Annotated in this window: 39 protein-coding genes; 1 reads left to right on the top strand and 38 read right to left on the bottom strand. The window is 68.1% G+C overall.

Features of this window, described 5'->3' with window-relative positions; genetic code table 11:
* Positions 1-90 precede the first annotated feature (90 nt).
* The 38 genes from ACLJPD_RS32715 to ACLJPD_RS32900 all read right to left on the bottom strand — a co-directional run bounded on the left by ACLJPD_RS32715 (position 91) and on the right by ACLJPD_RS32900 (position 21,123).
* Positions 91-645, bottom strand: coding sequence for a hypothetical protein (locus tag ACLJPD_RS32715; protein ID WP_410877357.1), 555 nt, complete (start codon positions 643-645; stop codon positions 91-93).
* Positions 614-943 (bottom strand): hypothetical protein, encoded by a 330-nt coding sequence (locus ACLJPD_RS32720; protein ID WP_410877358.1) that lies wholly within the window; start codon positions 941-943, stop codon positions 614-616. Before ACLJPD_RS32720 ends, ACLJPD_RS32715 begins: the two co-directional genes overlap by 32 nt.
* A gap of 94 nt (positions 944-1,037) precedes the next feature.
* Positions 1,038-1,871: a hypothetical protein gene (locus ACLJPD_RS32725; protein ID WP_410877359.1), complete on the bottom strand. Its 834-nt coding sequence runs from the start codon at positions 1,869-1,871 to the stop codon at positions 1,038-1,040.
* 88 nt (positions 1,872-1,959) lie between these two features.
* On the bottom strand, positions 1,960-2,367 hold the full coding sequence (locus ACLJPD_RS32730) for a hypothetical protein (protein WP_410877360.1): 408 nt from the start codon (positions 2,365-2,367) through the stop codon (positions 1,960-1,962).
* Complete coding sequence (locus tag ACLJPD_RS32735; protein WP_410877361.1) at positions 2,364-2,627, bottom strand: hypothetical protein; 264 nt, start codon at positions 2,625-2,627, stop codon at positions 2,364-2,366. The genes ACLJPD_RS32730 and ACLJPD_RS32735 overlap by 4 nt, the downstream gene beginning before the upstream one ends.
* A 3-nt stretch (positions 2,628-2,630) precedes the next feature.
* Positions 2,631-2,951 (bottom strand): hypothetical protein, encoded by a 321-nt coding sequence (locus tag ACLJPD_RS32740; protein WP_410877363.1) that lies wholly within the window; start codon positions 2,949-2,951, stop codon positions 2,631-2,633.
* Positions 2,948-3,493 (bottom strand): hypothetical protein, encoded by a 546-nt coding sequence (locus ACLJPD_RS32745; protein ID WP_410877364.1) that lies wholly within the window; start codon positions 3,491-3,493, stop codon positions 2,948-2,950. The genes ACLJPD_RS32740 and ACLJPD_RS32745 overlap by 4 nt, the downstream gene beginning before the upstream one ends.
* Positions 3,490-3,693: a hypothetical protein gene (locus tag ACLJPD_RS32750; RefSeq protein WP_410877366.1), complete on the bottom strand. Its 204-nt coding sequence runs from the start codon at positions 3,691-3,693 to the stop codon at positions 3,490-3,492. The genes ACLJPD_RS32745 and ACLJPD_RS32750 overlap by 4 nt, the downstream gene beginning before the upstream one ends.
* Before the next feature lie 29 nt (positions 3,694-3,722).
* Entirely contained in the window at positions 3,723-5,036 is a 1,314-nt protein-coding gene (locus ACLJPD_RS32755; RefSeq protein WP_410877367.1) for a phage major capsid protein, read from the bottom strand.
* A gap of 22 nt (positions 5,037-5,058) precedes the next feature.
* Positions 5,059-5,850: an HK97 family phage prohead protease gene (locus tag ACLJPD_RS32760; protein WP_410877369.1), complete on the bottom strand. Its 792-nt coding sequence runs from the start codon at positions 5,848-5,850 to the stop codon at positions 5,059-5,061.
* A gap of 6 nt (positions 5,851-5,856) precedes the next feature.
* Complete coding sequence (locus tag ACLJPD_RS32765) at positions 5,857-7,173, bottom strand: phage portal protein (protein WP_410877370.1); 1,317 nt, start codon at positions 7,171-7,173, stop codon at positions 5,857-5,859.
* On the bottom strand, positions 7,173-7,418 hold the full coding sequence (locus ACLJPD_RS32770; protein ID WP_410877372.1) for a hypothetical protein: 246 nt from the start codon (positions 7,416-7,418) through the stop codon (positions 7,173-7,175). Before ACLJPD_RS32770 ends, ACLJPD_RS32765 begins: the two co-directional genes overlap by 1 nt.
* Positions 7,415-9,163, bottom strand: a complete 1,749-nt coding sequence (locus ACLJPD_RS32775) for a terminase large subunit (protein WP_410877374.1) — start codon at positions 9,161-9,163, stop codon at positions 7,415-7,417. The genes ACLJPD_RS32770 and ACLJPD_RS32775 overlap by 4 nt, the downstream gene beginning before the upstream one ends.
* Positions 9,138-9,623 carry a phage terminase small subunit P27 family gene (locus tag ACLJPD_RS32780; RefSeq protein WP_410877376.1) on the bottom strand — a complete coding sequence of 162 codons (486 nt, stop codon included), beginning with the start codon at positions 9,621-9,623 and terminating at the stop codon, positions 9,138-9,140. Before ACLJPD_RS32780 ends, ACLJPD_RS32775 begins: the two co-directional genes overlap by 26 nt.
* Positions 9,624-9,720: 97 nt before the next feature.
* Positions 9,721-10,005, bottom strand: coding sequence for a hypothetical protein (locus ACLJPD_RS32785; RefSeq protein ID WP_410877377.1), 285 nt, complete (start codon positions 10,003-10,005; stop codon positions 9,721-9,723).
* An 11-nt stretch (positions 10,006-10,016) separates the two neighbouring features.
* Positions 10,017-10,205 carry an HNH endonuclease gene (locus ACLJPD_RS32790; protein ID WP_410877379.1) on the bottom strand — a complete coding sequence of 63 codons (189 nt, stop codon included), beginning with the start codon at positions 10,203-10,205 and terminating at the stop codon, positions 10,017-10,019.
* A gap of 317 nt (positions 10,206-10,522) precedes the next feature.
* The gene (locus ACLJPD_RS32795; protein ID WP_410877381.1) at positions 10,523-10,852 is read right to left on the bottom strand and encodes a hypothetical protein; all 330 of its coding nucleotides are present in this window, start codon (positions 10,850-10,852) and stop codon (positions 10,523-10,525) included.
* A gap of 164 nt (positions 10,853-11,016) precedes the next feature.
* Complete coding sequence (locus tag ACLJPD_RS32800) at positions 11,017-11,319, bottom strand: hypothetical protein (protein ID WP_410877382.1); 303 nt, start codon at positions 11,317-11,319, stop codon at positions 11,017-11,019.
* 156 nt (positions 11,320-11,475) lie between these two features.
* Positions 11,476-11,799 carry a hypothetical protein gene (locus ACLJPD_RS32805; protein WP_410877383.1) on the bottom strand — a complete coding sequence of 108 codons (324 nt, stop codon included), beginning with the start codon at positions 11,797-11,799 and terminating at the stop codon, positions 11,476-11,478.
* Positions 11,796-12,170: a hypothetical protein gene (locus ACLJPD_RS32810; protein WP_410877384.1), complete on the bottom strand. Its 375-nt coding sequence runs from the start codon at positions 12,168-12,170 to the stop codon at positions 11,796-11,798. The genes ACLJPD_RS32805 and ACLJPD_RS32810 overlap by 4 nt, the downstream gene beginning before the upstream one ends.
* Positions 12,160-12,492: a hypothetical protein gene (locus ACLJPD_RS32815; RefSeq protein WP_410877385.1), complete on the bottom strand. Its 333-nt coding sequence runs from the start codon at positions 12,490-12,492 to the stop codon at positions 12,160-12,162. The genes ACLJPD_RS32810 and ACLJPD_RS32815 overlap by 11 nt, the downstream gene beginning before the upstream one ends.
* Positions 12,493-12,494: 2 nt before the next feature.
* On the bottom strand, positions 12,495-12,695 hold the full coding sequence (locus ACLJPD_RS32820; RefSeq protein WP_410877386.1) for a hypothetical protein: 201 nt from the start codon (positions 12,693-12,695) through the stop codon (positions 12,495-12,497).
* Positions 12,692-13,654 carry a hypothetical protein gene (locus ACLJPD_RS32825; RefSeq protein ID WP_410877387.1) on the bottom strand — a complete coding sequence of 321 codons (963 nt, stop codon included), beginning with the start codon at positions 13,652-13,654 and terminating at the stop codon, positions 12,692-12,694. Before ACLJPD_RS32825 ends, ACLJPD_RS32820 begins: the two co-directional genes overlap by 4 nt.
* Positions 13,651-14,061, bottom strand: a complete 411-nt coding sequence (locus tag ACLJPD_RS32830) for a hypothetical protein (RefSeq protein ID WP_410877388.1) — start codon at positions 14,059-14,061, stop codon at positions 13,651-13,653. Before ACLJPD_RS32830 ends, ACLJPD_RS32825 begins: the two co-directional genes overlap by 4 nt.
* Complete coding sequence (locus tag ACLJPD_RS32835) at positions 14,058-14,261, bottom strand: hypothetical protein (protein ID WP_410877389.1); 204 nt, start codon at positions 14,259-14,261, stop codon at positions 14,058-14,060. The genes ACLJPD_RS32830 and ACLJPD_RS32835 overlap by 4 nt, the downstream gene beginning before the upstream one ends.
* Positions 14,258-14,563 (bottom strand): hypothetical protein, encoded by a 306-nt coding sequence (locus tag ACLJPD_RS32840; protein WP_410877391.1) that lies wholly within the window; start codon positions 14,561-14,563, stop codon positions 14,258-14,260. The genes ACLJPD_RS32835 and ACLJPD_RS32840 overlap by 4 nt, the downstream gene beginning before the upstream one ends.
* A 26-nt stretch (positions 14,564-14,589) precedes the next feature.
* A complete protein-coding gene (locus tag ACLJPD_RS32845; protein WP_410877392.1) occupies positions 14,590-15,786 on the bottom strand; it encodes a hypothetical protein in 1,197 nt (398 codons plus the stop codon).
* Complete coding sequence (locus ACLJPD_RS32850) at positions 15,783-16,079, bottom strand: hypothetical protein (protein WP_410877393.1); 297 nt, start codon at positions 16,077-16,079, stop codon at positions 15,783-15,785. Before ACLJPD_RS32850 ends, ACLJPD_RS32845 begins: the two co-directional genes overlap by 4 nt.
* Positions 16,079-16,891 (bottom strand): hypothetical protein, encoded by an 813-nt coding sequence (locus tag ACLJPD_RS32855; protein WP_410877394.1) that lies wholly within the window; start codon positions 16,889-16,891, stop codon positions 16,079-16,081. Before ACLJPD_RS32855 ends, ACLJPD_RS32850 begins: the two co-directional genes overlap by 1 nt.
* The gene (locus tag ACLJPD_RS32860) at positions 16,827-17,987 is read right to left on the bottom strand and encodes a hypothetical protein (protein ID WP_410877395.1); all 1,161 of its coding nucleotides are present in this window, start codon (positions 17,985-17,987) and stop codon (positions 16,827-16,829) included. Before ACLJPD_RS32860 ends, ACLJPD_RS32855 begins: the two co-directional genes overlap by 65 nt.
* A gap of 33 nt (positions 17,988-18,020) precedes the next feature.
* Positions 18,021-18,266, bottom strand: a complete 246-nt coding sequence (locus ACLJPD_RS32865) for a DUF6011 domain-containing protein (protein WP_410877396.1) — start codon at positions 18,264-18,266, stop codon at positions 18,021-18,023.
* 2 nt (positions 18,267-18,268) lie between these two features.
* Entirely contained in the window at positions 18,269-18,535 is a 267-nt protein-coding gene (locus ACLJPD_RS32870; RefSeq protein WP_410877398.1) for a hypothetical protein, read from the bottom strand.
* 518 nt (positions 18,536-19,053) lie between these two features.
* Positions 19,054-19,662 carry a hypothetical protein gene (locus ACLJPD_RS32875; protein WP_410877399.1) on the bottom strand — a complete coding sequence of 203 codons (609 nt, stop codon included), beginning with the start codon at positions 19,660-19,662 and terminating at the stop codon, positions 19,054-19,056.
* On the bottom strand, positions 19,662-19,901 hold the full coding sequence (locus ACLJPD_RS32880) for a hypothetical protein (RefSeq protein WP_410877400.1): 240 nt from the start codon (positions 19,899-19,901) through the stop codon (positions 19,662-19,664). The genes ACLJPD_RS32875 and ACLJPD_RS32880 overlap by 1 nt, the downstream gene beginning before the upstream one ends.
* Positions 19,898-20,227 (bottom strand): hypothetical protein, encoded by a 330-nt coding sequence (locus ACLJPD_RS32885; protein ID WP_410877402.1) that lies wholly within the window; start codon positions 20,225-20,227, stop codon positions 19,898-19,900. The genes ACLJPD_RS32880 and ACLJPD_RS32885 overlap by 4 nt, the downstream gene beginning before the upstream one ends.
* Before the next feature lie 34 nt (positions 20,228-20,261).
* Complete coding sequence (locus tag ACLJPD_RS32890) at positions 20,262-20,555, bottom strand: hypothetical protein (RefSeq protein ID WP_410877403.1); 294 nt, start codon at positions 20,553-20,555, stop codon at positions 20,262-20,264.
* Positions 20,549-20,845, bottom strand: coding sequence for a hypothetical protein (locus ACLJPD_RS32895; RefSeq protein ID WP_410877405.1), 297 nt, complete (start codon positions 20,843-20,845; stop codon positions 20,549-20,551). The genes ACLJPD_RS32890 and ACLJPD_RS32895 overlap by 7 nt, the downstream gene beginning before the upstream one ends.
* A complete protein-coding gene (locus ACLJPD_RS32900) occupies positions 20,842-21,123 on the bottom strand; it encodes a helix-turn-helix domain-containing protein (RefSeq protein ID WP_410877406.1) in 282 nt (93 codons plus the stop codon). Before ACLJPD_RS32900 ends, ACLJPD_RS32895 begins: the two co-directional genes overlap by 4 nt.
* A gap of 81 nt (positions 21,124-21,204) precedes the next feature.
* Between ACLJPD_RS32900 and ACLJPD_RS32905 the strand changes: the two genes are divergently transcribed.
* Positions 21,205-21,507 (top strand): helix-turn-helix domain-containing protein (locus ACLJPD_RS32905; protein ID WP_410877408.1); only part of this gene is annotated, 303 nt, incomplete at its 3' end.

Consider the following 21,507-nt stretch of genomic DNA (forward strand, 5'->3'; position numbering starts at 1 on the left):
GCCACAGATCGCGCAGATCGCGGTTACAGAAGCGGTCTAAGTCGGCCTCGAGAAGGTTCGGCTTATCCCGGAGCAGGATCAGCAGCCCCCTCAGTTTCCCGAGGTCTCGAATCCGCCGGCCTTGGCGAGCAGGTCGAACAGCGCCTGGAACTCGCGATTGGTGTAACCCTTGCTCATCAGCGTGCGGAACTGCTTGGGGCCTAACAGGGTTCGCATCGCGGTGACCGCGCGACCTTCCTCGAAAGCGATGGTCGCGTCCAGACTCCAGTCGAGGACGTCGGCGGGAATCTCGTACGTCTCGCCGTCGTAGTCGACCGCGGCGGTTTCGACGCCCCGGGCCTCACGCTCGACGGCACTACGCGCCCGGTCGCGCTTGGGCTTCTTCGCCTTGCGCGCCTTGAGGTGATCCTGGGGCCGCGGCGCGTTCGCGGGAATGCGCCGTGCCGGAGCCTGTTCGGCCTCGACGGCGTCGACAACTCCGGACGCGGACCGACGGGCCCACGCCTGGGCCTCGGCCTCCCGCTCGGCGTCGCCGTCGGCGTAGGCGACGAACGGGGCGGAGCGGTCCACCGGGCGGGAGTCGTTGGGGCTGTAGGCGGCGGGGTCGTAGCCGTCATCGAGGCTGATCGAGTCGCGGTTGGGCATGGTCGTCGGTCCTTTCGGGGTGCGCGGATTGGTAGATCACGGGTGCGATTGCCGCGGTGATCGCGGTGGCCGCCTTGGTGCCGAGGGCGTCGACCAGGCGGTGGTGCACATCAGCGATGTCGGCGACGACCGTGGCGATGCCATCGGCGCGGGCGGCCTGCTGGGTTTCCTCGACGACGGCCTCGAGCAGCGTTTTCGCCACACGAGAACGCGACGACGGCGGGCACACACCGTTGTCGTCGGCGCAGCCCAGTTCCCTCGCTGCTGCGTTGATTTCGTCGTCGTTGGGCAATCGCATACGGGGTCACTCCTGGGGGCGCGGTGCGGGCAGGGCCCGCCCGCCGGGTGCACCGCGCGGGCACCCAGGCGGACGGGGGTCGGGGGGTCATCGCTCAGGCGGGTGCCACGACCGCGGTGCCGCCGGTGAGTCCGGCGCCGTTCGCGGTGAGCGTGCCGGGCACGGTGACGGCGAACACGCCGCCGGTGCCGGTGACGGACGCGTTTCCGGAGCCCACGTTCGACAGAGCCTCGATCGCCGTTTTCAGCGCGGCCGCGGCGATGTTGTAGGCCAGGCCGGTAGCGGTCTGGGCATCCCCGGCCACGGTGACCGTTGCCGTCCAGGTGCCCGCGCTGCCGGTGATGGTGACGGTGTAGTCGTTCTCGGCACTGACCCCGGTTTCCTGCTTGAGGAAACGGCGCTTCTGGGAGTCGGGGAAGATCGACGCGGTGTATTCCACCGATGCCATGTCCTGCTCGTTGTCGGTGCGGCCACCGGACTTGACCTTGGCCGGGACCGTGCTGATACGGCGCTTGACCTTGCCGTCATCGGTGCGGACCTCGAACCCGATGAAAACATCGGCCGGCTTGGCGTCGATGACGTAATCGACGGTGTCGCCCGGAGACTCGAGGTACTCGGTAACCGCGTTGCGTTCCAGCGCGGTGAACTTCCGCTCTAGGCGCCGGTTCCGGTAGCTCTTTTTGATCTCGCCGTAGCCCCAGGCGTTGTAGCTGGACTCGTCGAACTCGACGGTTTCGGGGAAACCGTCCTCGCCGGAGAGCAGCCCGACCAGTTCCCAGTCGGCGCCGGCGACGTCCTCGAACGCCTCATCGACATCGGCGGGTTTGATCTCGTCGAGCGTCCACGGTGTGCCGTCTTCCTTGGTGGCACGGTGGATCCAAACGTCTGCGTTGTCCCAGATGTCTACGGCCAACGGGTTTCCGGCCATGGTGAACCCCTCTCAGGTGGTGGTGTGGAAGGCACGCGGATTTCCACCCCGCCGAGGTGACGGGGTGGTGGATTGGGTGGGGGCCCGGCTAGGTAGCCGGGACGGTGCGCGCGCGGGTGTTGACGGTGAAACTGACCATCAGTCCGCCGTTGTGCTCGTCGCGCGCCTCGAGCAGCGAGGTACCGGGCAGGATCTTCGCGATCCCGGGCACCCGGTGGCACAGCAGCAACCCGAGCGCGTATCCGGCGATGCCCCTAGCGGTGTCGCGCCCGTTGCCCCAGACCGTGCACCGGATCTGCGGGCGAGTCTCCACAGGCCAGTTCATCGGCCCGCCGTCGTCGAACACAACGAGCTCGGGCGCCGCGGTCGGCGTCCAAGTCGGCGACAAGTTCGCCGCCACCCGGACCCCGGCGAACCGGACCGGCACCCGCTCGGCGAGAAACACCCGGACCGCGGCCGCCGGGTCGGCGGGCAGGTACACAACCGGGTCGCTCATGTCGGGCGCACGATCAACTGTTTGGCCGCGGCCGCGCGGGTAAGTGCGCCTTTGCTCGCTTGCAGTCGAGCCGGGACGGACACGCCCGCGGCCGCGCGGTCGGTGCGGTAGGTCCGCACCCGGGCCCGCACCCCGGTGGACGCGTAGATGTGGTCGCCGAGCTCGGCGGCGACCCCGGCCACCCACGCTTGAACCTCGCGCGAATTCAAGATCTCGCCTACGCCCTTGCGGTCGAGGCGAAACGACACGATCGCCGGCATGGTCTATCCCCTTCCCAGTTCGCACACCGCGACGACACCGGACCGTCCGGTGCCGTACGGGGAGCGCCAGTCATGGACACGGACCGGGTACCAGTCACCGCGCACGTACAGATCGTGCGGGCCGCCGTCGATGAGTGCCGGCGGGCTGGGCACGAAATACACGGTGTAGGCCACCTGATCGCCGTTGTGGCCCAACCCCAGCACGAACGCACTGGCACCCGGTTCCACACCGCGGGCGGTGATCGGCGACGCCGGGCCCGCCGGGGTGGCGTTGCCCGCGTCGTCGACACCGGCGCGGGTGCGGACCTGTAGCCGTTCGCTCACAGCGACCCCGATGACGCCGGGCCCGATGTCGCGGCGCGATATCGCGACAGCACTGCCAGCTGGTGGCCCTTGAAAGCTGTTCCGCCACCGCCGAATTCAAACGGGCCCATCTTCTCGGGCACCGTTCCCAGCGGTACGGACAGCGCGTCGGCGACCACGTCGGCGATCACACCGATGACACCGGCCGGGGCCTGGTCGTAACCGTGGGTGAGTGTGACCGTGATGCCGCGCCACCGGTCCGTCCACAACCCGGACCGGTGGCGCAGCATCCCCTTTTCGGACCAGTCGAACTGATCCGCTGGTACTGCTGTGCCGTCCTCGGTGACCGCGGTGATCGCGGTGACATACAGCGACGGCAGCAGCAGCGTTCGGCGGCCGGGACCGTCGAGCGTCAGCGTTTGCGTGATCGACGGCGCGATGTGCCAGCCGCAGTAGTCGCGGATGTCTTGGATCACGGAGTCGAGCCGCATCGCCTTCACTGTGTCGGCGTCGCCCAGTTCGTCGTACTGGTCGACCGACAGCAGCGGCCCCGGGGTGCTCACTTGGTCGGGACCGTCCCGGACTCACCGGCGCCGGTGCCGGTCTCGGGAACCCTGGCCTTGTTCTCGGCCGCCGGGGCGACCTTCTTGGCCGGGGCCTTCTTGGCCGGGGCGTCACCGTCGGCCGTTTTCGGTGCGTCCTCGGGCCGGTACCGGACACCGTCAACGACAACCATGCCGTGCTCGTCGGGGGTGTTTGCCATGGCGAATTCCTCTCGTATCGGTTCGACGATCAGGCGGCGGGCTTGACGATGACCAGGCGGTTAGGCTTCCAAATGACTTGTCCCGCACGCAATTCCGCGCGCACGTAGGTCATGTTCCGCTGTGCGTAATCCTTGTGCTGGTTGAATGCGAGCACCGACAGGCCCTCACGGTCGAGCAGCGCGACCTGCTTGAAGTCACCGAGCAGGGCCTGGACGTCGACCAGGCGCTCAGACGTCACGCGGGGGCGGCCCCACAGCGTGCCCGGACCGGCGCCGAACGGACCCTGACCGTAGAACCGCTCGTTCGCGTCCTGCAACAGGTCGATGGCCTCGTCCATCTCCGGCGACAGAACGACAGCGTCGACCTTGCCGCCGGGCAGGCGAACCACCTTGGTGATCGCGGACCGCACCGCCTTGACGAATGCCATCGCGGTGGTGGGGTTCACCACGGCAGTGGCGTTGATGTAGGTCTGTTCCTGCACACCGGTGGTGGTGAGAATGCCTTTCGGCTCGCCGCCGGTGCCGGTGCCGTTCAACAGCTTTTCCTCGACGACGTTGTCGAGGGAGTACTCAAGTTCGGCGTTCATGTACGTGGCGAAGGCAGCCGCGTCCGACAGCAACTGATTGGTGACGTCGTAGCCGTCGGCGTAGGTGTAGGCCTTGCAGTCAGCCAGGGTCGTAGTCATATCCGACACCGGCTTGAGTGCCGCCGCGTCGGCGGGCCCGGTCGACTCCGGCACGATCGCGGCGTTGCGGGTGACGCCGGTGATCTGGACGTACTCGAAATTGCCGTCCATGTTGCCGCGGTCGATCAGGTCCAGCAGGGTGAGCCGGTTGCGGTCGACCATGTCGATCGTGGGCATCCGGATCGGCTGGATACGCGCGACCGGTGTGCCCAGCGTCGCCTTGCGCCCGCCGCGGCGCGAAATCCAATCGCCCATCGAACCGACCTTGACGCGGCCGATCTCGATGGGTGTGCCGGTGCCGACCCCGCTGGGGTGTTCCTTGCGGAACGCCACGTACGCCTCGGACTTGGTGAAGCGCTCGCCGAATGTCTTGACCGCGTCGGCCTCGTCACGCGGACGGGAGCGGGCCCCGCCCTTGGTGCCGGCGGGCTGGTCGTCCTCGTCGTCGTCCTCGTCGCCGGGGTCGTCGTCGGTGACCGACTTGAGCGCGGCCGCGGCCGCGTCCATCCGCTTGATCTTGGTTTCCAGCTCGGTGATCGACGATTTCAGGGTGTCGATCTCGGTGAGCTCGTCCTCGGTGAACTCACGCTCGGCGCCCAGCTTGGCCAGCTCACCGGCCCGCTTACGGAATGCCGCGAGTTGCTGCTTGGGATTCATTGTGTACCAGGTCCTTTCATCGTCACACGGTGACCATTTCGAGCCACCCGCGCGCCTGGGCGGACCTGATCACCGACGACTGAGCGGCCGACTTTTCAGAGTCGGCGGCCGCGTCGGCGCCAGGCTGGCCGGTGCCGGTGGAGGTGGGTGCGCCCTGGACGGGCGCGTCCGGCGTGGAGCCGGAAGACTTGGGCGGTGCGGCATTGGCCAACATCTCGCCGATCGCGTCGTGCGCGGTGGTCAATTCCTCGATGTTCTTGGTCGAGAGCATCCGCCCGCCGCCGAGTCCGCGGGCGAGCGCGGCCGACTTGACCGCCAGCAATTCCGTCTCTTCGTTCGCGCCGACCAGGGTGGGCCCGACCTCGATGATGTGGAGCTTGCGCAGCTCGAACACCTCGTATTCCTTGCCGGTCGCGGCATCGGTGCGCTTGGCCCAGCCGTGCTCGAGAATGTCGTAAGCGAACGAACTCTGAGTGACCCGGCGGCCCTTGAGCAGCCGGTACACCTGGGCCGCCTTGGGATTGTCGAGGTCGATCTCGTACAGCGTTTCCAGCCCGGCGTCGGTCTCTTTCGCGTCGAGCACGACACCGACGTGGGCGAACGGGTCGCGCCAGTCGTGCGACCAGATCGCCGGGATCGGGTCACCCTTGGCCGCCCACGCGGCCAGATCCTCGGTGAACGCCCCGGGCATGACGATGTCGCCCACACTGTCGACGTTGCCGAACACGCTCACCAGCGCGCGCACCTGGCCCTCCTTGAGCCCATCAGCGGCCCCGGCGGCTTTGACCTGGGATCGGAATTGCTTGATATGCATGGCTTTTCAGTCCTCCCTAGTGGCCAGCACGCCGCGCGCTCGCAGTCCGCGTAGCACGTAGTCGGCGAAATCGGGGTCCCGTAGCGCCTCGTCGATGGACTTCGGTTCGGGCGCGGAATCGGTCGGTGAGGCTTGCCCGCCGATCAGCACGTTGAGCGGCACCACCAGTTCGTCGCCGCCGTCGATGGCGTGCAGGTTCGCGCGGGCCCGGGCCTCGTTGCGGGTCAGCCACGGCGCGCCCGTCGAGGTCTGCATCACCCGGGCTTGCTCCTCGAAACTGCCGCGCAGCTTGGCCTCGATGTTGGCCTCCACGTACAGACGGCGGTCCTCGGCGAACGGGGGCACCAAGTGGATGTTGAGCGCCTGATCTCGCGCGGTGATCCACGGGCCCAGCGAATCCCGGTACAGCATTTGCCGGAACGCCTCGAGATTGCTGTACGTACCCTCACGGGCGCCGACCAGTTCCGGAGCGATGAAGTACGCGGACGCCACTTCGGCATCGGTGAGGCGGCGGCCTTCCAAGTCGAGAGTGTCGCGGGGGCGGAAACTGGTCACTTCCTTGATCGTCATTCCGTCTTCGAGTACCGGTATGCCGCCCTCGGCGCCGCCGCCGCGCCGGAAGTTGCCCATGTCAGCCTTGAACCGGTCGCGCGCGTAGTCTTCCCACTTCGGCCCGGCGGGACGCTCGATCACCTGGGGCACCCTGGCCCCGTTGCGCCACACCGAACGCCGGTACTCCACAGCCTCGGTGGACTCGGCGAGCAGGTGACGCAACGTGTCGATCGGCGACAAACCGTTGTGCCCGCGCGGGGCGTACCCGGCGTCATAGATACACACCGCCGGATCGAACGTGACGCGCTCGCCGCGCAGGTTGGTGTACCGGATCTCAGTGACATCGAAATCGTTGCCGATCAACCGGGTGCGGTTGGCCGGCAGGCGAGTCAGCACCAGGTCACCGAGGTCATCGAGGGTGAACGTGATGGCGTACCGATCGTGCAACAGCCAGTCCATGATCGTGTCGAACCAGAACTTGTATTCGCTGACCTTGGGCCGCGGCTGACCCAACGGCTTGGCCAGCGGGTGATCGGTGACGCGTCGGCGGTCGGTATCGCTGATCCGCTCGAACAGGTGAAGCGGGATCGATGACAGGTTGCGCGCGATGAACCCGGTCACCTTGCGCACCGAGGGCTGGTTGCGCAACACGTTCTCAGCATTGATATCCGGGGCCTGGCCCAGCGGGTAGCCGGGGTCGACCAGCTCGATCGCGGGGTTCGCGCTCGCGACGTACTCGCCGAGTTGGCCCAGCGTGGCGAACGCAACCATCAGCCCAACACCTTGGCCAACACCTGCACGTAGTGGACCTGCAGCGCCGGAATGACGATGCGCCCATCGGCCGGGGTCGGACCGACTACGCCCGCGGATGCGTGGGTCAGCTCGAGGTGGTCACGTCCACACGCGGACAGCGTGCCGGACCAGACGACATCGTCGAGCTGCACCACAACCCGCGAGCCGATATCGCGCCGTAGGTACCGCAACGGCCACCATCCTTTCGTCAGATTCCTGGTCACACGACCAACAGTCCGTCGTGCTCGTATGCGCTTTCCTGGGGCGGCTCGGACTCGATCGCCCGACCCAGCGCCATGATCAGAGCCACCCCGGGGTCGATCTTGTCGGCGGCGTTCTTCTTGTCCGGCTTCACATTTCCGGCCGGGTCCATCGAGATGGCGAAGTTGTCGATGGTCCATCGCACAGCGGGATTGCCACCGTGACGGATCACCGGCTTTTCCTCGGTGCCCAGCAGGATCAGCCGCTGTAGCTGCTTGGTCGGCGCCGACATCGAGGCGTAGCCCTGGCCCATGGTCACCATCGGGGCGCCGTCGGCGACCAAATCGTTGACCAGCTGCGACGAGTTCCAGCGGTCGTAGGCGATCTCCTGGACGTCGAATTTCGCGCCGTCCTCGCCGATCGTTCGCCGGATGTACCCGTAGTCGGTGACGTCACCGGGCGTGACGGTGAGTAGCCCGCGTTTGGCCCACAGGCTGGCGGCCTTGGCGGTGCGCCGGTCCAGATCCGGTAGCGCACCCTCGGGCACCCACAGCCGCCATAGCGCATCGAATCCGGCGTCGTCGTCGGGGAACAGCCAGCACAGCGCCGTAAGGTCGCTCGTCGATGCCAGGTCGAGCCCACCGAAGCACGCCCGCCCGACCAGCCGCGACTCGTCGACGATCGACGCGTTGCGATCCCACGCCGCGATATCGAGGTATCGAGTCTCTTGCTTGGTCCGGATGCCCAGGTGCAGACGCAGGTACGACGCGTGATCGGCGGGTGACTGTGCCGCGCGCGTCGCCGCCGATCGCAGATACGCCCGCGTCGGCGAGATCCCGAAACCGGGGTTCGCCGCGCGTTGGGTTTCCTCGGCGTACGGATCGGCCTCCGGATCGGCGGCCCAGATCACCCCGTACACCGAGGGATCGGTGAGCGCACCGCGCGCCAGCTGCTCGACCAGCGTGCGCTTGCGGTCGTACGGCGTCTCTTTTCGGCTCGCATCCGCGGTGGTGATGAACAGAATCAGCGGCTGGCTACGTGAACCGGTGCCGGTCTCGATCGCCTCGACCAGGTCGTTGGTTTTGTGCAGGTGCAGTTCGTCGACGATGCCGCCGTGCAGGTCGGCGCCGTGCTGGGCGTCGCCGGCGGAGGCGACCGGCTGGAAGTAGGAACCGGTCCGGCCGTGCACGATCTTGGCTTTGTACGGCTTGACGTGCTTGGCCAGCGCTGGCGATCGCTCGGCCAATTGCTTGATCGGTGCGAAGACGAACGCGGCCTGTTCCAGCCGGGTCGCCGCGGCGATCACCTGGGCGCCTTCCTCACCGTCGGCGCAGGTGAGGTAGATCCCGATGCCACCGGCGAGGGTGCTCTTGCCGTTCTTGCGGGGCAGCTCGACGTACATCGTTCGCGCGATCCGGACATAGATGCCCAGATCCTCGTCGAGATGGACCCACCCGAAAGCTGGCGCGATCACGTAGGCGACCTGCCACGGGTCGGGCACCAGCGGTCGACCAGCTAGCCGACCTTTCGTGTGCCGAAGATTGCGGAACGTGCTCAGCACCCGGTCGACCCGGTCCGGATCGAACCGTGCGCCAGGCTGGTCGCGCGGTTCCGGTGTCTTCCACCGAGGCGGGCAATCCGGCAACGGAATGCCGCGGCTGAGCAGGTACCAGGCGACCTCGGGACTGAGTTGCAGCCGGTCTAGCTCGGCGGCATCGGGTAGCTCGACATCGGGCCCGGCCTTACTCGAACGGGTTGTCCGGGTCATCTTCGCCACCGGCACCGCGCGTTACGCGCGCTTCGGCCGACGGTGTCAGGCCGAATTCGTGGCACCACGATCGCAGGATCTTGGACGCTGCTTCGGCGACGGCGACGGCGGGGTTCTTGGTCAGCCAGACCGACTCGGTGCCGTCCTTGCGGGTCGAGCGGTTCTCGACGACGATGCCCTGTTCGCGCACCTGGCGGATCGCGTCGACGTAGGTGGCCCAGGTCTCGCAGTAGTTCGACAGCGCCGCGCGGTCTTCCTCTTTCAGCAGGTCGAGGCGGGCCAGGCCGGGCACCACGCGCCGCCACTCGGCCTTGGCCTCACGGCTGAGCCACGTCGGCGGTTTCGGCGGGATGCGCCGAAAGTCCGGTGGTGGCACCACTTTTCGGCCACCGGAGTCGCGCCCGGGGGCGCGGCCGTTCAGTAATCGCAGGTTGGCGGGCTGCGGTGACGGTGCTGGCATCGATACCCCCCATGTGTGGCGAGTTGAGCGCGGAAAAATGGAGTTACCCGGCCGTGGTCCGGCGGCCGCATCCCTCGTGATGCGGACCCCCCTACCCCTATGGCAGGCGGATGAAGGGCGATTCGCCAGGTTCGTCCGCGTGAGGGTTGCGGATCGTGACGGCGTTGCGGTTGTACAGCTCGCCGGCCTGCTGCTCGGCGAGCTCACGAAGCCGTGCCGCACGGTTCCGCACGGCCATCGCCGCTCGCCGGTACGCGCTGCCCACGATGACGGAGTGCAGACCGTCGACCGTCGCCGCCATGTTGTCGAGGTAGGCGGCGATCGTGTCGCACTCGTCGGCGGCCACCTGCTGCTCGCGGGCGGTCAGGTCAGGCAACGGCATTCAGGTTCACCTCACGTAGTCGGTCCGGCCGCGCGTGCGGCCGCCGCCGCGGCCTGGGCTTCCAGCAGCGACTTGTGCTCATGGTGGTCGTGGCACAGCGACTGCAGGTTGGCCCAGTCGTAGCGGTCGCCACCTTGTGAGACCGGCGTGATGTGGTCGACCTCGACGGCCAGGCGCCGACACCGGGCCGACTCACACACTGGGTCAGCCTCGAGTTTGGCCGCACGGAGTACGCGCCATCGTCGAGTGCTACCGCTGCCGGTGTAGTCGTTGCGGTTGCTGTTCCACGCTGGCGAGCACGAGCACCGTTGCCGGGCGGGCACTGTCTTGCGGCACTTGTTGCACACCCGGGGTGGCCGAACGGGCATCGTTGTCGGCCTTCCCGTGGGTCTGCTTCGGGCATGAAAAAACCGCCACTGGCGACTTCCGGGGTCGGGTCGTCAGTAGCGGCGGTTGTCTAACGACTATAGCAACCGGTCGGTTTGTTAGATGTGTTGTGCCTGGTAGATGGGGCGTTTCATCCTGCATGGATCGGATTGTGTCGCCAGTCCAGTACCTCGACTACTGACACGATCAGCCCTCGGTCTTGCAGCGTGACCGATAGGTCTGCCGCGGTCGTCATCGCGGTCCGTAGGTCGGGCCCGGCCTGGTCCACCCAGACGTTCACATGTGCGATCGGTGGTACCGCTCTGGGTGTGTGCGAGATGACGGTGCGGCCGCCGTGAGGGGTGACGACAGGGTCGGCATCGGAGGCGAGATGGCGCAGCAGAACCGCCGTGTGCTCAGGGTTGCTGTTCTGCGTGATCAGGTAGTCGGGTTCGAGAACGATGCAGATGCCGTATCCCATGGGTGTGGCCTTTCCTGTTCGGACTTACAACTCATTCCGATCCGGGTCGTTGACGTCTGCAGGCTCAGGTCCATGCGGGCAACCGGGCAAGTGATGACTCCACTCGTACGGCGTGAACTTCACGCCGCACCAGGGGCAACGGATCTCGTACCACCCCGCTGGATTCATGTTCCCTTGCTCGGTCGGTACACCTCGATGGGTTCATCTTCGGTGCAGCAGATCACCGCGACTTGGTGCGGAACCTCCCACTCGGCCTGATCGAGCATTGATTGCAATTCGTCGAGGTGCCAGCGGTTTCCGGCTGCTGCGTATACCTCTCCCTCGAACCCCTTCGACCCGGGGAATGCCGCATCGTCAACGCGCGCTGGCACAACACCTCCCGGCAGGGCGCCTACAGCGGCCAGAAATCCGGCCGTGCCTTCATCGTCGATGGGCGCGTACAGCAGGAAGTTGGTTACGTAGCTCATACCGCTGATGGTTCCATCAGCGCGTGGGTTCCCAGCAGTAGGCGCAGATTTTCGGGCCTAGTTCCTGATCCCATGGGGGCGCGGTAGGCACGGGCTTGCACCCCATCAGGCCCCACTTGCACAGCAGACCACGCACGAACCACCACACGATCATCGTCAGCTCTCTTTCTCGGCACCGGCACGCTTGTTCGCGCCGGGCGGGTTGCCGGTGCCGTCCCACACCCTCGCGGCCGCGACGGCGGCGATGAACGCGGTTCGCTTGGTGCGGGGCGTGCCGTTGTCGTCGGTGCCGAATCCGTAGTAGCACCAGCCCTGCTCGATCGACTCGTACCCGCTGTGTGGTTGGTCGGCGGGGCGTTCGGTGACGACCAGGCGCTGGTTGTACAGCTGCTCCACTACGTCGAGGCATCGGTGTTCGTCGAGGCGGCGCACGCAGTAGCCACTCACAAACGGGGTCAACTGCTCCGTCGTGTTGATCATGGGGTTGCCTTCGGGGGCGTGGCGGATGCGCACCCGCGTTCCCACCGGTCGCCCTGTCTGGTCCATCGGCACCACTTGCCGGGCTTCGGCTTTTGACTCGATCCCGACAGGGTGATGGTGCGCTTGCAATGGGTGCACTGTCCGCCGGCGAGCAGTCGACGAGCCAGCGCCTCGACGGCCTCGAGGGGGCCGGGGTGGTCCTCGGCGATGATGCGGGCGCCCTGGTATTGGGCGTGGGCGTACCAGCCTGCCTCTTTCATGGGTACGTCGTCGTGCAGGTAGCCGATCTCGAGCTCACGGGCGCCGGTGCGGGGAATCAGGTTGACCGCGGCGTCGAATGCGTCCTGGTCCATTTCGATGTCAGGCGTCATCGTGCAACCTTTCGGTGTCGGCGGCGGGGAGTGCGGCCTGGTAGTAGGGGTTGGTCCGGCCTCGGGCGCCGCGTGCATGGGCCTGGTCGAGGGCGAGGTACCAGGGTCGGCGGGGAATGGCGGTGAGGTTGGCGCTGCGGGCGAGCGCGACGCGCATACGGGCGGCGAACGTCGCGAGCGCGGCGGGCAGCTCGATGCACAGGGTCTGCATCACTCGGACTGCTATGACGGTCGATATCCAGCGCACGCAGTGGCGTTTCCATGCCCGGTACTTCATGTTCGGGAAGTGCTCGGGGGTGCGGGCGAGTTGGCCGCGGCTCATCGTCAGCTCTCCTGGGTTGTGTCGTTGGTGCCGATGGGGTCGGCGATCTTGCCGTTGATGATGAAGTTGGCGAACACCTCGGCCACTTCGACGGCGGTTTTCGGGGTCACCGACTTGTTCGTGAACCACGCGGTGACGACGAGATCGACTGTGTGCTGGCGGATTTGGGCGGTTTCGCTGGCGGTGAGTTCGGGGACGGTCATGGGTTGGCCTTTCGTGGGGTGGGGTTGGTATCGCGGGCGGCGGCGGCCAGGACGTCGCCGAGGCGGTAGACCTCGGGGTCGCCGGGCCAGCGCTGGTGGTCGGTGATGCGTCCGTCGCTGCTCATGTGCCCGCGCGGTGGGACGACGCGCTTGCGGGTCCACCAGTAGAGCGTCGAACGGGGGATGTGGTGGCCGATGCTGGGCAGCACATGTTCCAGCAGCTCGGCGGCGGTCCATAGCCCGTCCTCGGCGCGGCGCATCGCGTCCGCCTCGAGATCGGCGACGACGTAGCTGGTATGGCATCGGGTGCAGCGCACAGTGGCCCGGTCCGGTGCGGCGAGCAGCCGGGCGCCGCAGGTTTGGCCCGCGTCGCCGACCTCGGTGGGGCACGGTCCGAGGTAGCGGCGCCGTTCGGGATCTATCGCGGCTTCCACGCGGCTTACCGCGTTACTGATACGCCGGTAAATGACGGCGGCGTCGGGGTGGTTGCGTAGGTCCTTGAGGTGGCACGCGCACCAGATCGCGGCCATCTCCATCGGCGTCGCCGGGGTGGAATCGAGCCGGAGCAGGTCGGTACCGGCCCGGGTGTAGCCGCGGTTGTTGAGCACCAGCTGGGCCAGGCCGTGCCCGACCGGTGCGCCGGCCACACCCAGCGCAGCGGCCAGGCGTTGGGTGGTGTCGATCACCGCATCCCGTAGCCCGGTCAGTTCGCGGTCCCCGCGCAGCGCGGGGGCGCCGTTGCGGGGCATGAGCTGTACCGGGATGCGGGGTGTGGCGGTCAGGTGTACGCGCGGGGTGTCGGGTGCGCCCAGGCGCTGCTCGCCGGATCGCATGATGATCACGTCGGCGACCAGCCCGGGTATCGATTGCAGGCGCTCGACCAGGTCGCGGGCGCACCGCTGGCACAGCGTCGCCGGGCCCCGGACCTTGCACGGGACGCGACCGCATTTCGTCTTCATGCCGGGGTCGACAGGATGCCGACTAGCAGATCCAGCGCGCTGTCGACGGCGGCGGCGCGGTCGGTGATCGACATCACCGCGGCCGCTTCGAACATCTGTTCGTTTCCGTGGTTCACGCCGGTTCGGGCGAGGTGACGAAATGCCCGTGACGCAATCGCGTGGATGTCGGGTTCGGTGAGGTTGCCCGGCAACCCGCCTACCTTCTCGTGCACCGCGATGCACGCCAGCTCGACGGCGCGCGCGGCAGTCGGGGGGTGATCGGCGACCGCGGCGAGTAGGTCGGCCTGGCACGGTGCGCAGCGGTCGAACGCAGCGCCCATGAGATGGCTCAGTAAGGGCCCGTCGATTCCGCGGCCCAGGGGGTCGTCGATGGCGAATCCATCGTGCAGGTGATCGCGCGAAGTCATGGGTTCTCCTGGGTGTGGGCGGACTCGGGTACGGGGTGCCAGCCGTCGGGGGTGTGCTGCACCAGTTCGACGGTGGCCGTCCCGCCGTACTTGCGTTGGGCGGTGCGGCACCGCTCGACTTCGGCGTGGGCTTGGTCCGGGCCCAGCCCGGGCAGCTCGAATACTCGAGAGCCCGGGCGGTACCGGTAGCCGTAGGTCATGCGGGGATTTCTCGTGTGTGGGCGGCGGCCGCGGCGATGGTGGCGGGGTGGCTCAGTCGGGCGGCGCGCGCGGCGACGGTCATGGGTCCGAACGTGTCGGTGAGGGCGGACAGTGCGGCGTTGAGGCGGGTCTCGCGGTCGGGGACGGGTTCCGTCGCGGTGGTGGGGTGGCTGAGTCGGGCGGCGCGCGCGGCGACGGTGATGGGCCCGAACACGGCGCCGAGGGCGGACAGGGCGGCGTTGAGTCGGATGGTGTCGGCGGGGTGCAGTTCGGTGGGGATCATCAGGGCGAAGTTGCTCATGGTGCGGCTTTCTGGTGTGTGCGTGGTCAGGGTTGAGAGGCGGCGTGCAGGGTGATCACCTGGGCGCCTGCACCGCGGATGTCCGCGGCGGCAGTGAGGATGCGTTTGACGGTGTTGTGGCCTACGCCGTTCGCCGTGGCGATGCGGGTGACGCGGGGGCGCGTGTGCCCGGCCTCGATGTCGGCGTCGGCGGCGGCGATGATCGCGGTGACTTGGTCGATGGGTGTGCGGATGCCTCCTTGGATGAGTTGTTCGGCGAGCTCACGTACCGATGGGCGTGCGTGAACGCGGACCGGGGCGGGTGTGGGTGCCGTGGTGGCGGCGGGTGCTGCGGCAGGTGCCGTGACCGGGGCGGATGCTGCGGCGGGTGCCGTCGTCGCGCGGGGTGCCGTAGCGGGTGACGTAGCTGCGGCGGGTGCTGCGGCAGGTGCCGGAGCGGGTGCCGTCGCAGCAGCGGGAGCGGCGGCGGCATGTGTCGTCGCGGCGGGTGCCGCGTTGGCCAGTGCGGCGGCGACGCGGGTGGACATGGCGTGATGGATGGCCAGCGCGATCGCGATCATGGCGGGTGCGACGGCGTGCACCGCGGCGTCGTAGAAATGGCCGTCGGATAGGTGCGGGTAGGTGTTGAGTACGACGGTGAGCGCGAGCAGCGCGAGTTCCGCCGCGGTCAGGGTGCGCCGTGACACCGTGATTCCGTGCCCAGCGAGCCGGGGCGCACCGGCCATCACCACGATCAAACAGACGCTGATCATGGCCTCGATCAGATAGCTGAACCAGAACAGCGGGTCAGTCACCGGCGCCCCGCCGGCGATGTTCTGCTGGACGTTGACCGCGGACCAGGCCATGCCCGCGGCGACGACACCACCGAGTGCCCGGCCAGCCCATACCCGGTAGCGGTGCAGGTCGGCCAGTTGGGCGGTGGGGCTGGCGGCGCGGCGGTGCGCGGCCAGGGCGGCCGCGGCGGCGAGTTCGTCGCGCAGCTCGATCGCGGCGATCGCGTCGCCGGTGCGGCGGACACGGGCGGCGGCCGCGGCCGCGGTGGTCGCTTCGGCGCGGCGCTGTTCGCGGTCCAGCCGACGAATGGACTCGGCCAGGTCGCGCTCGGCGTCGAGTTCGGCGGGGCTGTAGGCAGCGGTCAGTGCCGGATCGTCTTGGTGCGCGACCTGGGCTCGGGCCCGGGTGACGCGCTGGGCCAGGTCGTCGACGACGTTGTCGGTGCTCATGCCGTCGGCCCCGTGCTCGGTCCGGCCGCGACCCATTCCCCGATCGGCTGGTCTCCCGACATCTGGCGGGTGATGACACCGGCGTCGGGGACGGCACCGCGGTCGGCTTGGATCGCGCGCAGCATCGACGCGAGGGGCGGCGCGATGGCCGCGGTATGGGTTTGGTGCACGCGAACGGCGCCGGTTTCGTCGGTCCAGCGCACTCCGTGCGCCACCCAGTCGGAGCGGTACGGAACCCACGCGCCGCGCGGAAGTACCCCACCGGCGTCGTAGGTGGGTGCGGGTTCGGTCATCAGCGGTTCACCTGCTGCGGGGTGATCGCGTCCCACCAGCGGCGAATCCATCGCGCACCACCGAGGGCGGTCTGGGTTTCCTCGTCGGTGATGGCGGCGACGTCGCACAGTTCCGCCAGGCGTCCGGTGTGGCGCGGGAGCTGGGTGAGCTCGCCGAGCAGTCGTCCGCCCATGGTCTCGGCATTGGTCTGGACATCGAATTCCCGGGCGGTAGCCGCGATGAAACCCGTCGCGTAGAACACTTTGGCGCGCAGCCACCCGGCGGCCTCGGTGGCGATGTTGGTCAGGTGCTGGTTCCACGGCTGGGGGCGGTAGCCGTGACGGTCCAACATCAGCGACAGCGTCAACAGGTCGAACTCCGGATCGAGTCCGACCACGTTAGTGCCCCCGGTCCAGGCCGCCACGATCGTGGCGGCGTCGGACTCCGGAACCGCGATGACCGTGCCAGGCTCGCAGGTGTTGGTGAGCTGGTAGACCAGGTCGACCAGTGCCCCGGCGTGCCTACGCATCGCATCGCGGTGGGTGAGGTTCATCACCGGGTGGGGCGCGGCGGGCGGGAACCACACCGCGGGGGCGGTGTCCTCGTCGAACCGGTGTTCGATGTGGCGCTTGTGAAACCGGTTGCTCTCGAGGGTGGCGAAGTCGGCGTCGGTCAGGTCGACGCCGGTGATCTGGATCAGGATTTCGCGGTCGACGGGCGGGGCGTGCCCGTCGGTGACGCGCTGGATCATCGCGATTTCCCAGGGCCTACGACGCAAGTGGTTCGCGGTCGTTTCGATGTGCAGGAACGTCGTGTGCTGCTGCTGCGGCATGGGTGCGGGTCCATTTCGTCGAGTTGCGAGATTTGCGGGATGCGCGAGACTGCCAGTCGCCGGGGCGCACCGGCACGGGAGCGGTGGCGCGGCGGCGCCAGTCGTCGAGCGAGAGCGGGGTGTGGTCGCAGCGGATCGCGGGCAGGCTCAGGCTCACGAGCGCGGGCGGCTCGATGCGGCGGCCGTGGTGGTCGCACAGCCCGCACGCGCCGCGTTCGGCGGTGTGGGTGGCCAGGTCGGTGATCGTGGCGCGGGCGGTGTCGGCGCACGGGCCACAGGGCGCGGTGGCGCACTCGGGACCGGGGACGTGCGCGGGCGGGGTCGGCGGCGGATCGAGCTCGACAACCGACACCGAGGGCCGTTCGTTCGATTCGCGGCCACCAGCACAAGTAACTGGTTGCGTTAGGTAATCAGTTTCTTTAGTCGGTTGAAGAACAGAACGGGACGGTGCAACTTCAACTGCAACTACAACTGAGGGATCGGCGATGGGATCGGCGATGGGATCGATTTCGGCCGATATGGGCCCCGATTCGTGGTCGGCGGCGATGGGATCGGGGATGGGATCGGTGATCCCATCGGGGATGGGATCGCGCGGGGGTGTCGGTGAGCGGTCGGCGAGGCTGCGGCAGTGCTCCTCGGCGGCGAGCAGCGCGGCTTGCAGACGCTCGGCGGTCGCTGCGTTGCCGGACCGGGGGTAGACATCGGCGCGGGCGAGTTCGGCCGGTATGCGGGCCGCGATTTTGGGGCTGCATACCGCGGCCGCCGACTTCGCGGCGTTCGCGAGCGTGTTGGGCATCTTGCCGATTTGGTCGCGGACCATGAACTCACGCGCGAAGTACTCTTCGGTGTCCCAGTCGACGATGACGGAACCCGCGCGATCGAGGCGGTCGAGCGCGGCCCTGATCTCGTCCTCGGTGGCCGGTGCCAGAGGCTTGAGCCAGCGGCGAATGGTGATCCGCCCCAGCCCGGCGTGGTCGCACTCGTCGGGGTGGATCAGCAGCGTGAACAGCAGTTTGTCGAGCAGTGGCTGCGCGCAGAAATCGTCACGACGAAACAGGTCCTTCCACGATTTGCCGAATTCGATCGGTCGTCCCATGGGTGCCCCTTCCAAGATGTGTGTGGGCCGCGGCTATTGCTGCGGCGGCGCGGTGGTGGCCGCTGGCGCGGCCGTGTCTTCGAGGTCGAACAGGCCGGGCTCGGCGCGACGCGCGGCCCGCTGGGCGGCAGCGCGTTCGTGCCGGGCGCATACCGGGCCGATCCGGTTGGACACCGATGCCGGCGAGGTCATCCAGCCGCGGCAGCGACGGCACTGCACGGCGAGCCGGACCGGCGTCCCGTCCTCGAGGGTCGTGTCGTCGGCCTCATCGGCGTGCATCGCTACTCGTCTCGGTCTGTGCCCTCGTCGGCGTCGGCGACGTCGAACAGGGCTAACTGGTTGTCATCGGGGCGACAGGTCCGGCACAGCAGGTCTCGGGGTACCGGTGCGTCGCGGTGAAACGGGGCGCGGCAGGTCCGGCACTCCATCAGCACCAGCGGGCCGTGGCGGCCGACGCGGTACCGGTGGGGTACGGGGGCCCTCGGGGTGCGGATCACTCTCACCGGTGGCGGCTCGGGGCCGTCGGGACCGGCGATCACTGCACGCACTGGGGCCTCCTGGGGATCAGTGCCGGGGTGCGGCCCGGCTCGGTGCGGCCACGCGGCCGGTACGGCAGTGGGCGGGGGCGGTGGTGGCTGGGTGCTTCACAGCGCGTTACCGACCGTCCGGTTCGTGAATCCTGTTGCGCGGTAGTGTGATTCGCGTTTCACGGGTATACTTCCTGGTCGTAGTGGTTATTTCTGTTCGCTGGTAGCCCCCGGTCGGCCGGATACCGTGCCGGGGGTTCTTGCTCGCTACACTCGCCCCGGCTCGCGCTGGCGCGAGCGAGGTTGGGAGCCGAGGGGGTAGCCCGGAAACTGGGCCTTCCAGCCGCTTTCGGGCGGCTCGCGGGGCCGCCCCCTCGGACGCCTCACCGCGAGCACGGGATTCATCCCGCGGTGAGGAAACTCAGGCGATCACCAAGGCTGCGACCAGAACCCGGTCGGCGTCTCGTAGGGGATCGGCTGGGGGGTCAGGTGCAGCAGAGAACGCACCCACGCGCATACGTCGAGATCGAACACAGGAATCACCCCCTCCCCTTCGGTCGTGCCCAGGGCGAGCGCTGAGCGGCGAGGTAGGCGGGTGCGATCAGGTCCACGCACCGGCGCAAGCCGTCGGCGAAACCGCCGGAGTAGTTCGCCACGATGGCCGCGGGCTCGTTTATGTCGCCCTCGCGGGCCTTGCGTGCCATCCACATACGACCACCGGGATCGGCGGCATACACGACGGCGAGTTCGACGCTGCGGTCCACCGTTTTCATCTCGCGCCGCTCGATCGCCGCCTGCTCGCCGAGTGTCAGCGGATCGGCTGGGCTATGTACGACCATGTGGCCTTCGATCTGCAACAGGGCACCGACCGTGGTGTGGGTGCTGGTGTTGGTGTTGGTGATCGTGGCCAGGTGGGTACGCATCAGCCGATCCATCAGCGTCGGATACAGCTCTGGACGCATGGCGGTGTGGATCGCGGCAATCTCGATCGGCGATACGCGCCCGGTGGTCTTGTCGGCTCCCAGCACCATGAAGTGATGCAGGCTGTCCCACTGGGTATGCGCGGCCAACGCCTTGTCGACGACCGCGGCCATCTCGGCGGCCGCCGGGGCGTGCTCGCCGATCCATTGCAGCTCGTGGGTGTCCATCACGCGCGCCACCTCCGTGCGAGCTGGATCACCGCACGCCGCGCGAACAGGTACAGGTGCGCGACCACGACGGCGGCACCGAGCAGGATCGCCCACAGGCTCACGCCGAGGAACGCGCCGACATCGATCCAGCCGCTGAGGAACCCGACCCACCCGGCGAGCAGCGTCAACGGGGCGGCCGCCCTGGCCGTGGGACTGGTCAGCGTGAGCCACGTTGAGCGCGGCGCGATGCGGCTCACAGCCCGGCCTCGGTCCGGTGGCGGCCGCCGGTCATCCGGACAGCGATCATCAAAGGCTCAGTGTCGGGGTCGGTGGTCATGCGCAGCCGGTACCGGCGCAACGCGACCAGGTCCGACACACGCATCCACGCGCACACCCCGGCGCCGGCGACCGCGGTCATCGCGACCACCAACATGGCGGTCCACACGACCATGTCGAACGCGAGCGGGGTGGAGTATCCCGCGGCGAGCTGCAGGCGGGTGGCGGCGATGGCGGCGAACCCGAACACGATCGCGAGTACGAAAGCGCGTAGCGCGCGCTGGGTGGCTTGGGGGTAGGTCAGCATGGGATTCCTTCCGGAGCGGGAGCGGGCACCGGCGTCAGTAGGTTTCGTCGCGCGAGTCACGTCGCACTCCCCCGGACTGGTCGGCGTAACCGAGTTCGTGCAGGGGGCGCACGCGGTGATCGCGGGGTGAGCGCAGCGGGGTCACGGTGCCGGGCGGGCTGTCGTCGACGGCCGCGGCCGCGGTGTCCAGGCGCTTGGATGCGGCCCGGTAGTCCCGCATCGTGCGGCGGTAGCGCCACTGAGCGCGCCACATCAGCGCGAATTCGACCATCCACGCGATGCCCGCGGCGATCCACAGGCCCAGCGGCAGGGTTACCGGCGTCAGCACGGGCCACCACTGGCGACGGGTTCGGCGTTGACGCTGGCACGCATCGACGTGACGGTCAGCCCCTCCCGATGATCGGGCAGGGCAACCAGCGCGTACACCCGAAACGGCTTCTCAGGCAAGGCACGCAACCGGTCGGCCAGGAATGCCTCGGCGGCCGCGCGGTCCGTGAACGCTAGGTCGGTCCCCTCCCATTGGTGCCGGTGCTCGTGGCGCAGATCGAACGCGACCAGGAACCCAGGAATCGGGCCGCTGAAAGTGACCTGGCCAACCTCGGGGGCCGGGGCGCTCATGACGCAACCTGTCCGGAGTGGCGTTCGGGGGCCAGAACGAAGTCCACCGGCGCGCATCCGAGCACGTCAGCAATCGAGTCGAGTTCGTCGAGCGAGAGCGAAACCTCACCGCGGAATCGGCGCGAGATCGCCGCTTGGGTGAGGTTGAGCTCATGCGCGAGCCAGGCCTGGCTACGGGCTTGCCGCGCCATCTCCGCCTTGATCTCGCCCAGCACGATAGGCGCCAGGTGTCGGCGGTTACCGACCCGGCGAAGCGATGACGTTTGAGACGTTCCCATGGACGTCACAGTAAGGCGCTGAGCGACTATCCGCAAGCATGTTCTATTGCCGTGTCGCTCAATGGGCCTTACGCTGGTCGCATGAAAGTCACGCAGATCCCTCGCCGGAATAACCATGTCGCACCGGCGCGGCGTACCGACAAAGTCACGGCCAATGTGCGGGCTCTGTTCGCGCGCCACAACGTGAGTGCCGCACGCGTCTCGGACGTGCTGGGGTGGTCTCAGGCGTACATGTCACGCCGGATGAGCGGCAAAACCGCTTGGGACATAGAGGATTTGGACGCGATCGCGCTCATGTTCGAGGTTCCGCTGGAATCACTCACAGCGGACCCCCCGCAGTACTTGAGCCGCCTGGGGGAATCGAACCCCCGACCTTTTCATTAC

Source organism: Nocardia sp. A7 (genome assembly GCF_046549215.1).
In the GTDB taxonomy this organism is placed as follows: Bacteria; Actinomycetota; Actinomycetes; order Mycobacteriales; family Mycobacteriaceae; genus Nocardia.

Coding starts and splice junctions, on each gene's coding strand:
- ACLJPD_RS32840 (WP_410877391.1), bottom strand. CDS start 14,563: ATGAGCAACTTCGCCCTGATGATCCCCACCGAACTGCACCCCGCCGAC.
- ACLJPD_RS32815 (WP_410877385.1), bottom strand. CDS start 12,492: ATGAGCCGCGGCCAACTCGCCCGCACCCCCGAGCACTTCCCGAACATG.
- ACLJPD_RS32850 (WP_410877393.1), bottom strand. CDS start 16,079: ATGACCGAACCCGCACCCACCTACGACGCCGGTGGGGTACTTCCGCGC.
- ACLJPD_RS32750 (WP_410877366.1), bottom strand. CDS start 3,693: ATGGCAAACACCCCCGACGAGCACGGCATGGTTGTCGTTGACGGTGTC.
- ACLJPD_RS32795 (WP_410877381.1), bottom strand. CDS start 10,852: ATGGGATACGGCATCTGCATCGTTCTCGAACCCGACTACCTGATCACG.
- ACLJPD_RS32875 (WP_410877399.1), bottom strand. CDS start 19,662: ATGGACACCCACGAGCTGCAATGGATCGGCGAGCACGCCCCGGCGGCC.
- ACLJPD_RS32845 (WP_410877392.1), bottom strand. CDS start 15,786: ATGAGCACCGACAACGTCGTCGACGACCTGGCCCAGCGCGTCACCCGG.
- ACLJPD_RS32775 (WP_410877374.1), bottom strand. CDS start 9,163: ATGACCCGGACAACCCGTTCGAGTAAGGCCGGGCCCGATGTCGAGCTA.
- ACLJPD_RS32825 (WP_410877387.1), bottom strand. CDS start 13,654: ATGAAGACGAAATGCGGTCGCGTCCCGTGCAAGGTCCGGGGCCCGGCG.
- ACLJPD_RS32865 (WP_410877396.1), bottom strand. CDS start 18,266: ATGCACGCCGATGAGGCCGACGACACGACCCTCGAGGACGGGACGCCG.
- ACLJPD_RS32860 (WP_410877395.1), bottom strand. CDS start 17,987: ATGGGACGACCGATCGAATTCGGCAAATCGTGGAAGGACCTGTTTCGT.
- ACLJPD_RS32895 (WP_410877405.1), bottom strand. CDS start 20,845: ATGAGCGCCCCGGCCCCCGAGGTTGGCCAGGTCACTTTCAGCGGCCCG.
- ACLJPD_RS32805 (WP_410877383.1), bottom strand. CDS start 11,799: ATGATCAACACGACGGAGCAGTTGACCCCGTTTGTGAGTGGCTACTGC.
- ACLJPD_RS32900 (WP_410877406.1), bottom strand. CDS start 21,123: ATGGGAACGTCTCAAACGTCATCGCTTCGCCGGGTCGGTAACCGCCGA.
- ACLJPD_RS32800 (WP_410877382.1), bottom strand. CDS start 11,319: ATGAGCTACGTAACCAACTTCCTGCTGTACGCGCCCATCGACGATGAA.
- ACLJPD_RS32780 (WP_410877376.1), bottom strand. CDS start 9,623: ATGCCAGCACCGTCACCGCAGCCCGCCAACCTGCGATTACTGAACGGC.
- ACLJPD_RS32725 (WP_410877359.1), bottom strand. CDS start 1,871: ATGGCCGGAAACCCGTTGGCCGTAGACATCTGGGACAACGCAGACGTT.
- ACLJPD_RS32755 (WP_410877367.1), bottom strand. CDS start 5,036: ATGAATCCCAAGCAGCAACTCGCGGCATTCCGTAAGCGGGCCGGTGAG.
- ACLJPD_RS32735 (WP_410877361.1), bottom strand. CDS start 2,627: ATGCCGGCGATCGTGTCGTTTCGCCTCGACCGCAAGGGCGTAGGCGAG.
- ACLJPD_RS32730 (WP_410877360.1), bottom strand. CDS start 2,367: ATGAGCGACCCGGTTGTGTACCTGCCCGCCGACCCGGCGGCCGCGGTC.
- ACLJPD_RS32885 (WP_410877402.1), bottom strand. CDS start 20,227: ATGCTGACCTACCCCCAAGCCACCCAGCGCGCGCTACGCGCTTTCGTA.
- ACLJPD_RS32715 (WP_410877357.1), bottom strand. CDS start 645: ATGCCCAACCGCGACTCGATCAGCCTCGATGACGGCTACGACCCCGCC.
- ACLJPD_RS32785 (WP_410877377.1), bottom strand. CDS start 10,005: ATGCCGTTGCCTGACCTGACCGCCCGCGAGCAGCAGGTGGCCGCCGAC.
- ACLJPD_RS32760 (WP_410877369.1), bottom strand. CDS start 5,850: ATGCATATCAAGCAATTCCGATCCCAGGTCAAAGCCGCCGGGGCCGCT.
- ACLJPD_RS32720 (WP_410877358.1), bottom strand. CDS start 943: ATGCGATTGCCCAACGACGACGAAATCAACGCAGCAGCGAGGGAACTG.
- ACLJPD_RS32765 (WP_410877370.1), bottom strand. CDS start 7,173: ATGGTTGCGTTCGCCACGCTGGGCCAACTCGGCGAGTACGTCGCGAGC.
- ACLJPD_RS32820 (WP_410877386.1), bottom strand. CDS start 12,695: ATGACCGTCCCCGAACTCACCGCCAGCGAAACCGCCCAAATCCGCCAG.
- ACLJPD_RS32855 (WP_410877394.1), bottom strand. CDS start 16,891: ATGCCGCAGCAGCAGCACACGACGTTCCTGCACATCGAAACGACCGCG.
- ACLJPD_RS32835 (WP_410877389.1), bottom strand. CDS start 14,261: ATGACCTACGGCTACCGGTACCGCCCGGGCTCTCGAGTATTCGAGCTG.
- ACLJPD_RS32810 (WP_410877384.1), bottom strand. CDS start 12,170: ATGACGCCTGACATCGAAATGGACCAGGACGCATTCGACGCCGCGGTC.
- ACLJPD_RS32830 (WP_410877388.1), bottom strand. CDS start 14,061: ATGACTTCGCGCGATCACCTGCACGATGGATTCGCCATCGACGACCCC.